Below are 14,510 nucleotides of genomic sequence, written 5' to 3' on the forward strand. Positions count from 1 at the left end.
CCCCCGCGGCGCCCGCCGCCGAGCAGCCGGCCGACGCCACCGCGCGCGGCGTGGCCGGCCTGAAATAACCCGTTTGCAAAAGGATCACGACATGATGAAACGACTCGGACTATGGCTGGCGGCGTTGACCCTGCTGTGCGGCCTGGGCAGCGCCCAGGCGGCCGATGTGCAACTGGGCGCCGGCGACTTGATCAAGGTGCTGGTGTACAACAATCCCGACCTGTCGCTGGAAACCCGCATCAGCGAGCAGGGTACCATCACCTTCCCGCTGGTCGGCGTGGTCAGCGTCGGCGGCCTGCCGGTGGCGGCGGCCGAGAAGAAGCTGGCGCAGCTGCTGCAGAACGGCGGCTTCGTCAAGCAGCCGCAGGTGAACATCGTGGTCACCTCGCTGCAAAGCCTGCAGGTGTCGGTGCTGGGCCAGGTCAACCGCCCGGGCCGCTATCCGGTCGACGGCAAGCGCTCGCTGATGGACATCCTGGCGCTGGCCGGCGGCATCGCGGTCGATGGCGGCGACGTCGTGACCTTGCTGCGCAAGGCCGACGGCAAGTCGGTGCGCGAACAGATCGACATCGTCGACATCGCGCGCCAGGGCCAGCTGGCGCGCGATGTCGAGCTGCAGGCCAACGACGTGCTGTACGTCGAGCGCGCGCCGCGCTTCTATATCTATGGCGAGGTGCAGCGGCCCGGCCCGCTGCGGCTGGAACGCGCGATGACCGTGCTGCAGGCGCTGTCGGCCGGCGGCGGCCTGACCCAGCGCGGCACCGAGCGCGGCATCCGCATCAAGCGCCGCGACGAGCAGGGCAAGATCGAGGTGATCAGCGCCAAGCCCGACGACCTGGTGCGTCCCGACGACGTGGTGTATGTCCAGGAAAGCCTGTTTTAAGCCCGCCGGCGGGCGCATCCCGCCGCCGGCCGCCGATCACTGACATCCGAGAGCCCGATCATGAATTTTGCCCAGTTTCTTCTCATATTGCGCGCGCGCAAGCGGGTCATCCTGCTGACCCTGGCCATCACGGTGTTGACCACGGTCGTGGTCAGCCTGCTGCTGCCGAAAACCTATAAAGCCACCGCCTCGGTGCTGCTCAACTACAAGGGCGTGGACCCGCTGACCGGGCTGGCCATGCCGGGCCAGCTGATGCCGGGCTACATGGCCACCCAGATCGACATCATCACCAGCAAGAACGTGGCGCTGCGCGTGGTCGATGCGCTGCACCTGGCGCAGAACCCGGCGGTGATCGCCCAGTTCAACGAATCGTCGGACGGCAAGGGCACGGTGCGCGACTGGCTGGCCGACCTGCTGCTGAAAAAGCTCGACATCGCGCCGTCGCGTGAAAGCAGCGTGGTGGAAATCAGCTTCAAGGGCAGCGACCCGCAATTCGTCGCGGCGATCGCCAACGCCTTTGCCGAGCAATACCAGAAGGTGTCGATCCAGCTGCGCGTCGAGCCGATGAAAAAGGCTTCGGCCTATTTCGATGAGCAGACCAAGCTGCTGCGCGACGCGCTGGAAGCGGCCCAGAGCCGCCTGTCCAAGTACCAGCAGGAACACGGCATCGTCAGCGTCGACAACCGCCTGGACGTCGAATCCGGCCGCCTGAACGACCTGTCGACCCAGCTGGTGGTGGCCCAGGGCCAGCTGATGGAGGCGCAGTCGCGCCAGCGCATGGCGGTCGGCGGCAACGCGCTGGAATCGCCCGACGTGATCGGCAACCCGCTGATCCAGAATCTGCGCGCCTCGCTGACGGCGGCCGAGGCCAAGCTGGCCGAGGTGGGCGAGCGGCTCGACAAGAACCACCCGCAATACCAGAGCGCCAAGGCGGAAGTGGACAAGATGAAGGCCGAGCTGGCCGCGCAGATGCGGGTCACCTCCAACAGCGTGCGCAACAACGCGGAAATCCTGCAGCAGCGCGAGGCGGCGCTGCGCAGTGCGCTGACCGAGCAAAAGAACAAGGTGCTCGAGCTGAACCGCACCCGCGACGAGATGAATGTGCTGCAGAAGGATGTCGAGAGCGCGCAGCACGCGTTTGACGCCACCGCCCAGCGCACCGCCCAGACCAAGATCGAGGGCCAGGCCGACCAGTCCGACATTGCCATGCTGAATCCGGCCGTGGCGCCGATCGAGCCGGCCTCGCCCAAGCTGGTGCTGAACACCATCCTGTCGGTGTTCCTCGGCGGCTTCCTCGGCCTGGGCTTCGGCCTGCTGGCGGAAATGCTGGACCGCCGCGTGCGCTCCGAGAGCGATCTGGCCGAGGCGCTGCAGGCGCCGGTGCTGGGCGTGATCAACTGGCAGGAAAACGCGCGCCGCCCGAGCGGCATCAAGAAACTGCTGTCTCCTTCTTCCCGCCTGCGACTGAACTAATACGATGGATAGCCCTATGAATTCTGTTCTCTCCACCCCCGCCGTGCCGCCGAGCGGCGGCCGCGCCGATTCCAGCATCGGCGGTCTGTTGCTGGAATCGGGCAAGATTTCGCCCGAAAACGCCGAACGCGTGCTGCGCATGCAAAAGGAACTGGGGATCCGCTTCGGCGAGGCGGCCCAGCGCCTGGGCCTGATCACCGAGGCCGATATCCAGCAAGTGCTGGCGCGCCAGTTCGACTACCCGTATCTGCAAAAGGGCGAGTCGAGCTATTCGCCGCTGCTGGTGGCCGCTTATGAACCGTTCAGCGCCCAGGTGGAAACCCTGCGCGCCGTGCGCAGCCAGCTGATGTTGCGCTGGTTCGCCAGCCACAAGTCGCTGGCGATCGCCGGCATCAACGCCGGCGACGGCGTCAGCATCTTTGCCGCCAACCTGGCGGTGGTGTTTTCCCAGCTCGGCGAAAACACCCTGCTGGTGGACGCCAACCTGCGCACGCCGTCGCAGCACAGCACCTTCAACGTCACCGGGCGCCAGGGCCTGTCGGACGCGCTGGCCGGACGCGCCGGCCCGGACGTGATCCAGCGCATCCCGGCGTTCCTGTCGCTGTCGCTGCTGGCGGCCGGCACGCTGCCGCCCAACCCGCAGGAGCTGCTGAGCCGTTCGGGCTTCCAGGCGATGAGCCAGAACCTCGAGGCGCAGCACGACATCGTGCTGTACGACGCGCCGCCGTTCTCGGTCGGCGCCGACGCGCTGGCGATCGCCGCGCGCGCCGGCGGCGTGCTGTTGGTGGCGCGCAAGAACCACACGCTGGTGGCCGACATCGACGCCATGACCGAGCAACTGTCGCACAGCGGCGCCAAGGTGGTAGGCGCGGTGATGGTGGACTTCTGATGGGCATGGAAGCGCAATTGAAGCAGGCGCCGCCGCACAGCGGCAGCCTGCGGCCGCAACTGCTGGAATGGGGACCGGCGCTGGCCGGCCTGCTGCTGCTGTTCGTGCCGCTGCTGTACGATTTGCTGCGCGGCATGTGGTCGACCGAGGAACAGGCGCACGGCCCGATCATCCTGTGCCTGTCGCTGTGGCTGATCTACCGCGGCTGGCCGCAGATGGAACGCGCCACCGCCGGCCGCGGCGGCAGCGTCTGGGGCTGGGTCTGGTTCGTGCCGGGCGCGCTGCTGTACATGCTGGGCCGCTCGCAACAGATCATGTCGTTCGCCATGGCCTCGTTCATCGTGCTGGGCGCCGCCATCCTGCTGGTGCTGCGCGGCGGCCGCGCGCTCAAGGTGCTGTGGTTCCCGTTCTTCTTCATGCTGTTCCTGATCCCGCTGCCGGGCGAGGTGGTCAGCATGCTGACGCTGCCGATGAAGCTGGCGGTGTCCTACGTCACCGAGACCCTGCTGTACGCCGCCGGCTACCCGATCGCCCGCACCGGCGTGATCCTGCAGATCGGCCAGTACCAGCTGCTGGTGGCCGACGCCTGCGCCGGCCTGCAGACGCTGCTGACCTTGGAGGCGCTGGGACTGCTGTACCTGAACGTGGCGCGCACCACGGTGGGTTTCCGCAACATCGCGCTGGCGCTGCTGATCATCCCGATTTCGTTCACCGCCAACGTGATCCGGGTGATGGTGCTGGTGCTGATCACCTATTATTTCGGCGACGCCGCCGGCCAGGGCTTCCTGCACGGCTTTGCCGGCATGGTGCTGTTCATCAGCGCGCTGCTGCTGATCGTCAGCCTGGACCGTCTGCTGCTGTGGCTGGCCAAGGTGTGGGGCCAGCGCCGGACCCGGGAGGCCGCATGAACAAGACCACCATTTCAAGCATCGTGCTGGGCGTGGCCATGCTGCTGACCGCGGTCGGCACGCGGGCGCTGACGCCGACCGTCAACATGGCCGACCAAAAGGGCCGCTTCGACCTCGAGGCGCTGGTGCCGGCCGCGTTCGGCGAGTGGGAAATCGACCGCTCGATCGTGCCGCTCAAGGTCGACCCGGCCACGCAGGAAGCGCTCAACAAGATCTACAACCAGACGCTGGCGCGCACCTACGTCAACCGCGCCGGCGAACGGGTGATGCTGTCGATCGCCTATGGCGGCGACCAGAGCAGCAACATGGCCGTGCACCGGCCCGAGGTCTGCTACGTGGCCCAGGGCTTCAACATGAACAGCAACCAGCTGGCCAGGCTGAGCACGCCGTATGGCGCGTTGCCGGTGCGCCATCTGGTGGCCAGCCAAGGCGCGCGGGTGGAGCCGATCACCTACTGGATCACGGTGGGCAACCACACCATCGACCCGGGCGTCAGCCAGAAGCTGCAGCAATTGCGCTACGGCCTGGCCGGACAGGTGCCGGACGGCATGCTGGTGCGGGTGTCATCGATCGAGACCGACGCGCCGCACGCGTATGGTTTGCAGCAACGGTTTGTCAACGACATGCTGGCGCATGTCAGCCCGACCGCACGGCAGAGGCTGATCGGTTCGGACGCGCCGTAACGGGACGGCACCGCCGCCGACGGGGGGAATTCGGCGCTGGGCAACTCTCATGATGGCGAACACGCATGTTTAAAAATACCGGTTTCATGGCCGCCTCGACCGCGGTACGCCTGTTGTCCTCGCTGGTGCTGTTCATCGCACTGGCGCGGATCTTCGGGCCCGCCGATTTCGGCCGGCTGTTCTACAACTTCACCCTGGCCTCGGTGTTCCTGCTGCCGCTGGAATACGGCTTCGGACCGCAGCTGCTGCGCGAGATCGGCCGCGCGCCGGGCGAGGCGCCGCGCATCATGGGCCGGGTCTGGGTCGCCAAACTCGTGCTCAGCCTGGTGGTGGTGGCGCTGGCGCTCGGCTATTTCGCCGTGCTGCCGGCGCGCCGCCCGGACGCCTTGCTGTTCAGTCTGCTACTGGCGTCCTGCATGCTGGGTTCGTTCGGCGATTTTTTCCTGACCGCGTTCCGCGGCATCGGCAAGTTTCACAAGGAAACCCGGATCGCGCTGGGCAGCTCGCTGCTGCATTTCGCCCTGGTGTGCGCGCTGGCGCTGCGCGGCGCCAGCCTGGAAACGATCGGTGCCGGCTTCGTGGCGTCGCGCCTGCTGGGATTGCTGTGGTCGTGGCTGGGCTACCGCCGCGAGCTCGGCGTGCTGGCGCTGCAGGGGCTGGGCTGGCGCAGCGCGCTGCTGACCCTGCGCGACGGCTGGGCCTACGCGGTCGATTTCGGCTTCACCAGTTTCATCCAGCAGGTCGACACCCTGATCGTGCACTACTTCCTGGGACCGGCCGCGGTTGGCGTGTACCAGGCCGGCATGCGCTTCCTGCAGGGGGCGATGCAGTTCGCGCCGGTGCTGGGCAATGTCTACCTGCCGGCGCTGGCCGGCCAGCTCGACCGGCCGGCCGAACTGGCGCGCCTGTCGCGCAAGCTGAACCTGAAGATGCTGGGCCTGGGCGTGGCCGGCTGGGTCGGCTTCGCCCTGCTGGGCGGGCCGGTGGCCGGCCTGCTGTACGGCAGCCGCTACGACCAGCTGATGCCGTTGTGGCCGTATATCGGCCTGCTGATGCTGCTACGCTACCTGGCGGCGTCGCAGGGCGTGCTGCTGACCGCGTTCGGCGCCCAGCGCGTGCGCGTGTGGGCGCAGATGGTGTCGCTGGCGCTGCTGGCCGGCAGCGCGCCGTTGCTGATCGGCCGCTATGCGCTGACCGGCATGCTGATGTCGCTGTCGCTGGCGGCGCTGGTGCTGCTGGCCATGTATGGCGCGGCGCTGCGCGGCCAGCGCGCGCCCACCGGTTTCAGTGCTGTATCCCTTGTGTTGACCTGCGGCGTGCTCGGCGCCGCATTCTTTATACTGCGAATTTAAACTATGCTACTTATCGGACTGTTATGGCATTCGACCAGCTCGGACAACCTGGGCGTGGGCGCCCTGACCGAATCGCAAATCGCGCTGATCCGCCAGGCCGCTGAGCGCGCCGGCGTGGCGGTGCGCTTCCGCGTGTTCGGCACCACCGGCGGCATGAATTACTTTGCCGGCGACGACCGTCTCGAGCGCGGCGCGCCGATCTCGATCAAGCGCACGCTGGCCGGCCTCTCGCCGTTCCCCAAACAGCTGGGCGAATGCGACGTGGTGTTCGACATCGGCGAGGGCGACAGCTTCACCGACATCTACGGCATGCCGCGCCTGCGCATGCAGGTGTTCGCCAAGGCGGTGGCGCTGCTCAAGCGCCGGCCGCTGGTGCTCAGCCCGCAAACCATCGGTCCGTTCGAGCGCCCGGTCAGCCGCCTGATGGCGCACGCCGTGCTGCGCCGCTGCAGCCGCGTGTTCGCGCGCGACGGCCTGTCGTTCGGCTACCTGCGTCAGCACCAGCTGACCGCGCATGCCGATGAGGTGGTGGACGTGGCGTTCCGGCTGCCGTTCCAGCGCCCGGCGCGCGGCGCCGACGGCCGCCTGCAGGTCGGCATCAACGTCTCGGGCCTGCTGTACAACGGCGGCTACACCGGCGCCAACGAGCTCGGCCTGAGCCTCGATTACACCGCCATGACGCGCCAGATGATCGAGCGCCTGCTGGCGCGCGGCGACTGCGACGTCTGGCTGGTGCCGCACGTGCTGGCGCACGACATGCCGGTCGAGGACGACTACCTGGTGTCGCAGCGCCTGCAGCAGGATTACCCGGCGCTGCGGCTGGCGCCGCGCTTCGGTTCGCCGAGCGAGGCCAAGTCGTTCATCGCCGGCATGGACTTTTTCACCGGCGCCCGCATGCACGCCTGCATCGCCGCGTTTTCCAGCGGCGTGCCGGTGGTGCCGCTGGCCTACAGCCGCAAGTTCAACGGCCTGTTCACGGCGCTCGAGTACCCGCACTACGGCGACTGCAAGGCCGCCAGCGCCGAGCAGATCCTGGAGCAGGTGCTGGGCGGCCTGGAGCAGCGCGCCACGCTGCGCGCCGCGGTCGAGCGCGGCAACGCGATCGCTGACACCAAGCTGCGCCGCTACGAAGACTTTATCGAACAAACGCTGAGGAAACTAAGTGGCCAAACTACCCCTGCTTGAGAGCATCGCCGCGGGCGGCTTGTGTACCGGCTGCGGCCTGTGCGAGTCGGTCACCGGCGGCAAGGCCAAGATGGCCTTCAACCCGCACGGCTTCCTGCGGCCGGTGGTGCTGCAGCCGATGACGGCGGCCGACGACGCGCTGGTGCGCGCGGTCTGCCCCGGCGTCGGCCTGCGCCACGAGCGCGACACCGCCGCCTACGATCCGCTGTGGGGCCCGCTGGTGGCGGTGCGCACCGGCTACGCGCGTGATCCGGCGCTGCGCCACGGCGGCTCGTCGGGCGGGGCGATTTCGGCGCTGCTCAGCTATCTGCTGGAAAGCGGCAAGGTCGATTACGTGCTGCACATCGGCGCCTCGCTGCGCGAGCCGCTGGTCAATGAAATCAAGCTCAGCACCAACCGCGCCGAGGTGCTGGCCAACGCCGGCTCGCGTTACGCGCCGTCGGCGCCGCTGACGGCGATCGACGCGCTGCTGGCGCGGCCGGGCCGCTTCGCCTTTGTCGGCAAGCCGTGCGACGTGGCGGCGCTGCGCAAATACGCGGCGCACAACCCGCAGGTCGGCGAAAAAGTGCCTTACATGCTGTCGTTCATGTGCGCGGGCGTGCCCAGCATGAAAGGCACCGAGGCGATCCTGCAGCGTTTCGAGGTGCAGCCGGCCGAGGTGCGCAGCTTCGCCTACCGCGGCAACGGCTGGCCCGGCATGACGCGGGTCGAGACCCACGCCGGCGCCGTGCACGAAACCGATTACGCCACCTCCTGGGGCACGGTGCTGAACCGCCACCTGCAGGCGCGCTGCAAGATCTGCCCGGACGGCATCGGCGAATTCGCCGACGTGGTGTGCGCCGACGCCTGGTACGGCAAGGACGGTTACCCCGACTTCGCCGAGCAGGAGGGCCGCAGCCTGGTGCTGTCGCGCACCGGCGCCGGCGAGCGCCTGCTGGACGAGGCGGTGGCGGCCGGCTACCTGGCGGTGGCGCCGCTGGCGGTGGCAGAAATCCGCAAGATGCAGCCATACCAGGAAAACCGCAAGCAGATGGTGCTGGCGCGCGTGCTGGCGCTGCGCGTGATGGGCCGGCCGGCGCCGGCCTACCGCCGCCTGCGCCTGCAGCGCACCGCCTGGATGGGCGGCCTCAAGGCCAACGCCAAGAATTTCCTGGGCATGGTCAAGCGCCTGGCCCTCAACCGCCAACCGTCGGGGATGTGATGAGCGCGACGACTTTCTCGGCCGCCCGCAAGCGCGGCAAGCTGGCCGGCCTGCTGGCCGGCGCCATGGTGCTGCTGGGCATCGTGCTGGCCGCGTTCGTGGTCGGCGCGCTGATCGGCCTGGATCCGGGCACGGCGGTGCGCGCCATGGTGCTGCTGGCCACGCCGCTGGTGCTGGTGCTGGTGTGGGCCGCGCCGAAAAGCGCCGACGACCCGGCCGCGCGCCTGAACCTGCTGCTGGTGGGGGTGCTGCTGGCCTCCATGCTGTGGCCGTCGTACGTGGTGTTCAGCACCAGCGGCCTGCCCGGCATCGAGCCCAAGCGCATGCTGTCGCTGCTGCTGCTCGGTTACTGGCTGTACAAGATGTTCACCGCGCCGGTGCTGGCGCAGCGTTTCATGCGCCGTTGGCGCGCCGGCGGCCTGCCGCTGGCGCTGCTGGTCGGCTTCCTGCTGTGGCGCCTGGCCAGCGCGCTGGCGTCCGAGCAGCCGGTGTATTCGTTCATCCAGTATGGCTGGAGCGTGTTCAATTTCCACCTGGTGTTCTTTGTCGCGCTGTCCAGCCTGCGCGACCGCCGCGACGTCGCCGCGGTCATGAAGCTGCTGGTGGGCGGCGCGGTGCTGGTGGCGCTGCTGGGCGGGGTCGAGCGCGTGGTCGGCCACAACCTGTTTTCCAAGCTGGTGTCGGCCGACAATGAAGTGGTGGCGGCCGCGCTGGCCGACAAGCTGCGCGACGGCGGCAACCGCGTGCAGGCCACGTTCGAGCACCCGATGGTGATGGCCGAATTCCTGATGATGATCGTGCCGATGGCGGTGTTCCTGCTGTTCGACAGCACGCGCCAGCGCAACAAGGTGGCCGGCGCGGTGGCGCTGGCGGCGATCATGGCCGGCGTGCTGCTATCGGGCACACGCTCGGCGATTTTGACCAGCGGCGCCGTGCTGGGCCTGACCCTGGTGCTGTATTTCCTGGAAAACCTGCGCGGTCGCGGCGGCTTCACGGCGCGCGGCCTGCTGTCGTTGATCGGCCTGATCGGCATCATCACCGTGGCGCTGGCGGCGGTGCCGGTGGTGACCGAGCTGGTGCAGGGCCGCAATGCGTACGAGCGCGGCAGCAGTACCGCGCGCGTGATCCAGTATCAGATGGGCCTGCCGAAGTTGGAAAAGCAGCCGGTGCTCGGCTATGGCGCCGGCATGGGCAACTTCCAGGTCGGCTTCAAGGCCAGCAAGGGCCGCGTCTCGGTGGACAGCTATTACCTGACCATGGCGCTCGATTCCGGCGTGCCGGGGCTGTTGCTGTTCGTCGGCGTGCTGCTCGGCTTTATCGGCATGGGCCTGCGGCTGTCGTTCGTCGAGACCGCTCCGGGCCCGCGGCTGATGGCGCGCGTGCTGGCGGTGTCGTTGATCGGCACGCTGGCCACGCGCGCCGTGCTGTCGATTGAATTCAATCTGTTTTACATGGCGCTGGTGTGCGCGCTGCTGCTGGTGCTCAAGGCCCAGCGCCGTGAACAAGACCGGGGGGCGCAATGAGCGCGCCGCCGGTGGCGGTGGTGCTGCTCAACTGGAACGGCTGGGCCGACACCATCGAATGCCTGGAAACCCTGTTGCGCAGCGATTACCCGGATTTCCGCGTGATCGTCTGCGACAACGCCTCCAGCGACGGCTCGCTCGAGCGCATCGAGGAGTGGGCCGCGGGCCGGCTGGCGGCCGGCGGCGATGCCGGCTTCGCGCGCCTGCGCGCCACGCCGCTGGCCAAGCCGGTCGACTATCTGCGTTTGGACGCGACCCAGGCGCTGCAGCCGCCGCCGCGCGACGTGCCGCTGACGCTGATCGACACCGGCGGCAACCTCGGTTTCGCCGGCGGCAACAACGTCGGCCTGCGCTACGCGCTGGCCAGCGGCCGCTACGCGTACTACTGGCTGCTCAACAACGACACCGTGATCGAGGCCGACGCCCTGCGCCGGCTGGTGGCGCGCATGCAGGACGACCCGCGCGCCGGCATCGCCGGCTCGACGCTGCGCCACTACTACGCGGCGCAGGTGGTGCAGGTGGCCGGCGGCAGCGCCTACAATCCGTGGCGCTGCCGCGCCTTGCCGCTGGCCGCCAACCAGCCGGCGGCCGCGCCGTTGGACGCCGCCGCCATCGAGCGCCGCATGGCCTACGTGGCCGGCGCCTCGATGCTGGTCAGCGACGCCTTCCTGCGCGAGATCGGCCTGATGGCCGAGGATTATTTCCTCTATTTCGAGGAGCTGGACTGGGCCTGCCGCGCGGCCGGCCGCTACCACCTGGCGTACGCGCCCGACAGCCTGGTCTACCACAAGGAGGGCGGCTCGATCGGCACCGGCGGCCGCGGCAAGCTGTCGGCCACGGCGCTGTACTACCTGCAGCACAACCGCCTGAAGTTCACCCGGCGCTTCTTCCCGGCGCGCCTGCCGCTGCTGTACTTGAGCATGCTGGCCGAGCTGGCGCGGGCGGCGCTGCGGCGCGATTTCTTTGAAATCAAATGGTCGCTGGTGGCACTGCTGGGCCTGCCGCCGCGCGGCCTCAGCACCCGCAAGCGCCAGACCTGAGTTTTTTTCCCGGATAATGTCCATGATCACTTCCTCCCGCCGCATCCACGTGGTGTCCTTCACCGGCAACAGTGGCCTGACCGATTACGCGGTCTCGCTGTGCCGCGAGCTCGACAAGCTGGCCGACGTCACCCTGGTAACCGCCGCAAGCTACGATCCGGCGCGCTACCAGGTGAGCTTCCCGCACGTCAGCGTGTTCCGCCGCACGCGCCAGTACCCGCTCGACATCCTGCGCTACCTGGCCTACACGCTCAGGACCCGGCCCGAGCTGGTGCTGTGGCAGTCGTGGCTCAAGTACCCGCTGCTCGAGGGCTGGCTGGTGATGCTGCTGCGCCTGTTCGGCATCCGCATGGCGCTGACCATTCACGACCTGCTGCCGCACGAGCCCAAGCCGTGGAGTCGCCGCGTCTGTGCCTGGTTCTACCGCCGCTTCGACAAGCTGGTGGTGCATTCCCAGCGCAGCGTCGAGGGCTTGCGCGCGATGGGGGTGCGCACCGAACCGCTGCTGGTGCCGCACGGCATCTACGACATCTTCCGCCTGGGGCCGCTGACGCGCGAGCAGGCGCGCGCCGAGCTGCCGGGCATCGGTGCGGACGACTTCGTGGTGCTGTTCTTCGGCCACATCGACGTGCGCAAGGGCATCCTCGAATTCCTGCGCACCAGCGCGCTGATGCGCGACCAGCCGCACATCAAGTTCGTCGTCGCGGGCGGGCGCGGCAGCACGCTGCCGGCCGCCGCCGCTGCCGAGCTGGACCGCTACAAGGACGCGCCCAATGTGATCATGCACGACCACCTGATCCCGTTCGAGCGCGTGCAGTACTACTTCACCGCCGCGCACGCGGTGGCGCTGCCGTACCTGGAAGGCACCACCAGCGGCGTGATCAAGCTGGCCATGGCCTTCGACCGACCGTTCATCGCCACCGACATCGGCGACTTTGCCGAAACCCTGCGCGACTGGTCCGGGCTGCTGACGGCCGGCCGCGCGCCAGCCGCCGAGTTCGCCGAGGCCATCGCCCGCATGCGCGCCGACTACGCGCGCTTTGCCGCCGAGCTGGCCGACAAGAGCGCCAAATACCAGTGGCCCACGATTGCGCGGGCCCATGCCCAATACCTGTCGCTGGCCTGAGCCGGCGGTCATCAAGCAAAAAAGGAGCAAGCGGTGGTATCGATTGCGGTCGTGGTGCCGGAACTGTTGCCGGTGCCGGCAGTGCAGGGCGGGGCGGTGGAGCATTGGGTGCAGGAAACATTTACGCGCCTGCAGGATGGGCAGACCCGGGTCACGGTGATTTCGCGCCCGGCCGGCGACGGCGTCGCCAGCCCGCTGCGGCATGTGGCGATCCCGTGGACCGCGGCCGAGCGCTGGTGGGCGCGGCTCAAGGAGCGCGTCACCTGGCGCAATCCGCTGCGCTATGCGGCCAAACTGCAGAACGTCTGGTCCTACGGCCGTCGCGCTGGCGCCGCCGTGCGCGCGCTGCACGCCGACATCGTCAACATCCACAACGAACCGAACCTGCTGTTCTTCATCGCCGCGCGGCCGGGCCAGCGGCTGGTGCTGCACATGCATAACGACCACCTGTCGCTGCGCCTGTTCCGGCCGTTCTACCGGCGCGCGCTGGCGCGCGCCGACCGCGTGGTGTTCATCAGTGACTATCTGCGCCGACAGGCGCTCGCGCATTTCCCCGAACACGCCGCGCGCTTTGCGGTGGTGCCCAACGCCACCGATCCGGCCGTGTTCCGGCCCTACGGCGCCGAGGCGCGCCAGCGGCTGGCGGCGGTGCTGCCGGCCGACCCGGGGCTGCAGTATCTGCTGTACGTCGGCCGGCTGGTCGAGATCAAGGGCGTGCACGTGCTGATCGAGGCGTTTCGCCAGCTGCACGCGCGCCGGCCCGCGACGCGGCTGGTGATCGCCGGCTCCTCGTTCTTCGCCGGCGCCGCCAGCACCCCCTACGTCGAGCGCCTGGTGGCGCTGGCGGCGCCGGTGCGCGACGCCATCATCTTCACCGGCTATCTGCCGCACGAGCAGCTTAGATACCTGTACGCGGCGGCCGACGTCGCGCTGGTGCCGTCAGTGTGGCAGGAGCCGAGCGGGCTGGTGGTGCTGGAAGCGATGGCGTCCGGCGCCTGCGTCGTGGCCAGCGCTGTCGGCGGCATCCCTGAGCTGCTGCGCGATGGCGACACCGGCCTGCTGGTGGCGCCCGACGATGCGGCCGCCATCGCCGCGGCGGTCGACGGCCTGCTGGACCAGCCCGCGCGCCGCCAGCGCATCGCCGCGCAGGCGCGCGCACGCGTGCTGGAATACTTTACCTGGGACCGCCTGGTGGCGGACCTGCATCACATTTTCGGGAGTCGCGCATGATCGCCATTGTTTATCCACAGTTTTACGGCGTGGGCGGGATCGCCCGCTACCTCGATTCCTACCTGGCCAACCTGCCGCCGGACCAGCGCGTGCTGCTGCTGACCGGCGACCAGCAACAGAGCGAACGCCGCTATCCGGGGGTGGAACTGCGCCATATCCCGATCGGCGCCGGCCGCTTCGGCCTGATCGAGTGGAGCCTGAAGGTGCGCCGGCTGCTGCGCCAGCTGTACGCCGAGGGCCGCATCAGCGGCGTCAATTTCCATTTCCCGCCGCTGATCCCAGGCCTGTTCCTGCCGCGCGAGGTGCCGGTGCTGCTGACCGCGCACACCACCTACCTGGGCATGTCGGGCCGCTACTACGACCAGCCGCTGTTCCAGAGCCAGTGGGGCGCGCTGTCGCTGTGGATCAAGATGCGCATGGAGCACTTCATCTTCCGCCGCGTGCGCAGCGTGATCACATTGTCCGAACAGGGCCGCCAGGAAGTGCTGCGTTACGGTTACCGCGGGCCGATGGCCATCATTCCCAACGGCGTCGACCTGGCGCTGTTCGTGCCGGACCCGGCGGCGGTGCAGGACATCGACGTGCTGTTCTGCGGCCGCATCGAGCGCCGCAAGGGTAGCCGGCCGATGGTGGAGTTGTGTCAGCGCCTGGTGCGCGAGCAGCCCGGCATCCGCATCTGCATCGTCGGCTACGGCGACGACGACGCCTACGTCAAGGCCGAACTGGGCGGCCTGCCCGGCGTGCAGCTGACCGGCAAGGTGGCGTTCGCCGACATGGCCGGCTATTACCGCCGCAGCAAGCTGTACGTGTCGACCTCATACTACGAGGGCTTGCCGGGCACCTGTTTGGAAGCCATGGCCATGGGCTTGCCGGCGCTGGTGTTCGATTTCCTGTTTTACCGCGAGCTGGTGATCGAGGGCGAGACCGGCTGGCTGGTGCCGCCCAACGACCTGGCCGCGATGGCGCGGCAGGTGGGCGCGGCGCTGGCCGATCCGGCGCGCGCGCGCGCCATGGGGC

At 68.6% G+C, this 14,510-nt stretch carries 13 protein-coding genes; all 13 read left to right on the forward strand.

Translation table 11 applies throughout. The features are described 5' to 3' along the window. Positions 1-94 precede the first annotated feature (94 nt). Positions 95-883 carry a polysaccharide export protein EpsE gene (gene epsE / locus E4L98_RS23585; protein WP_135203991.1) on the forward strand — a complete coding sequence of 263 codons (789 nt, stop codon included), beginning with the start codon at positions 95-97 and terminating at the stop codon, positions 881-883. 60 nt (positions 884-943) lie between these two features. Next, on the forward strand, positions 944-2,356 hold the full coding sequence (gene epsF, locus E4L98_RS23590; protein ID WP_135203980.1) for a chain length determinant protein EpsF: 1,413 nt from the start codon (positions 944-946) through the stop codon (positions 2,354-2,356). 16 nt (positions 2,357-2,372) lie between these two features. Beyond that, a complete protein-coding gene (gene epsG / locus E4L98_RS23595) occupies positions 2,373-3,245 on the forward strand; it encodes a chain length determinant protein tyrosine kinase EpsG (RefSeq protein ID WP_135203981.1) in 873 nt (290 codons plus the stop codon). 5 nt (positions 3,246-3,250) lie between these two features. After that, a complete protein-coding gene (xrtB, locus tag E4L98_RS23600) occupies positions 3,251-4,153 on the forward strand; it encodes an exosortase B (protein ID WP_135203982.1) in 903 nt (300 codons plus the stop codon). Then, entirely contained in the window at positions 4,150-4,836 is a 687-nt protein-coding gene (gene epsI / locus E4L98_RS23605) for an exosortase-associated protein EpsI, B-type (protein ID WP_135203983.1), read from the forward strand. Before xrtB ends, epsI begins: the two co-directional genes overlap by 4 nt. A gap of 65 nt (positions 4,837-4,901) precedes the next feature. Then, entirely contained in the window at positions 4,902-6,188 is a 1,287-nt protein-coding gene (locus tag E4L98_RS23610; protein WP_135203984.1) for a lipopolysaccharide biosynthesis protein, read from the forward strand. A gap of 3 nt (positions 6,189-6,191) precedes the next feature. Then, the gene (locus tag E4L98_RS23615) at positions 6,192-7,373 is read left to right on the forward strand and encodes a polysaccharide pyruvyl transferase family protein (RefSeq protein ID WP_135203985.1); all 1,182 of its coding nucleotides are present in this window, start codon (positions 6,192-6,194) and stop codon (positions 7,371-7,373) included. Next, positions 7,351-8,574 (forward strand): Coenzyme F420 hydrogenase/dehydrogenase, beta subunit C-terminal domain, encoded by a 1,224-nt coding sequence (locus tag E4L98_RS23620; RefSeq protein WP_205746820.1) that lies wholly within the window; start codon positions 7,351-7,353, stop codon positions 8,572-8,574. Before E4L98_RS23615 ends, E4L98_RS23620 begins: the two co-directional genes overlap by 23 nt. Beyond that, positions 8,574-10,097, forward strand: coding sequence for an O-antigen ligase family protein (locus E4L98_RS23625; RefSeq protein WP_135203986.1), 1,524 nt, complete (start codon positions 8,574-8,576; stop codon positions 10,095-10,097). Before E4L98_RS23620 ends, E4L98_RS23625 begins: the two co-directional genes overlap by 1 nt. Continuing rightward, complete coding sequence (locus E4L98_RS23630) at positions 10,094-11,137, forward strand: glycosyltransferase family 2 protein (protein WP_135203987.1); 1,044 nt, start codon at positions 10,094-10,096, stop codon at positions 11,135-11,137. The genes E4L98_RS23625 and E4L98_RS23630 overlap by 4 nt, the downstream gene beginning before the upstream one ends. A 22-nt stretch (positions 11,138-11,159) precedes the next feature. Further along, entirely contained in the window at positions 11,160-12,263 is a 1,104-nt protein-coding gene (locus E4L98_RS23635) for a glycosyltransferase family 4 protein (RefSeq protein ID WP_167761428.1), read from the forward strand. A gap of 33 nt (positions 12,264-12,296) precedes the next feature. Next, positions 12,297-13,493 (forward strand): glycosyltransferase family 4 protein, encoded by a 1,197-nt coding sequence (locus tag E4L98_RS23640; RefSeq protein ID WP_135203989.1) that lies wholly within the window; start codon positions 12,297-12,299, stop codon positions 13,491-13,493. Then, positions 13,490-14,510: glycosyltransferase family 4 protein (locus tag E4L98_RS23645; protein WP_135203990.1), on the forward strand; the 1,021-nt coding region annotated here is incomplete at its 3' end. The genes E4L98_RS23640 and E4L98_RS23645, both read left to right, overlap by 4 nt.

Source organism: Duganella callida, from assembly GCF_004614165.1.
GTDB lineage: Bacteria > Pseudomonadota > Gammaproteobacteria > Burkholderiales > Burkholderiaceae_D > Rugamonas > Rugamonas callida.

What these genes read in the sequence shown, in the direction of transcription:
- epsE (WP_135203991.1), top strand. Translation starts at nt 95, where the DNA reads ATGAAACGACTCGGACTATGGCTGGCGGCGTTGACCCTGCTGTGCGGC.
- epsF (WP_135203980.1), top strand. Translation starts at nt 944, where the DNA reads ATGAATTTTGCCCAGTTTCTTCTCATATTGCGCGCGCGCAAGCGGGTC.
- epsG (WP_135203981.1), top strand. Translation starts at nt 2,373, where the DNA reads ATGAATTCTGTTCTCTCCACCCCCGCCGTGCCGCCGAGCGGCGGCCGC.
- xrtB (WP_135203982.1), top strand. Translation starts at nt 3,251, where the DNA reads ATGGAAGCGCAATTGAAGCAGGCGCCGCCGCACAGCGGCAGCCTGCGG.
- epsI (WP_135203983.1), top strand. Translation starts at nt 4,150, where the DNA reads ATGAACAAGACCACCATTTCAAGCATCGTGCTGGGCGTGGCCATGCTG.
- E4L98_RS23610 (WP_135203984.1), top strand. Translation starts at nt 4,902, where the DNA reads ATGTTTAAAAATACCGGTTTCATGGCCGCCTCGACCGCGGTACGCCTG.
- E4L98_RS23615 (WP_135203985.1), top strand. Translation starts at nt 6,192, where the DNA reads ATGCTACTTATCGGACTGTTATGGCATTCGACCAGCTCGGACAACCTG.
- E4L98_RS23625 (WP_135203986.1), top strand. Translation starts at nt 8,574, where the DNA reads ATGAGCGCGACGACTTTCTCGGCCGCCCGCAAGCGCGGCAAGCTGGCC.
- E4L98_RS23630 (WP_135203987.1), top strand. Translation starts at nt 10,094, where the DNA reads ATGAGCGCGCCGCCGGTGGCGGTGGTGCTGCTCAACTGGAACGGCTGG.
- E4L98_RS23635 (WP_167761428.1), top strand. Translation starts at nt 11,160, where the DNA reads ATGATCACTTCCTCCCGCCGCATCCACGTGGTGTCCTTCACCGGCAAC.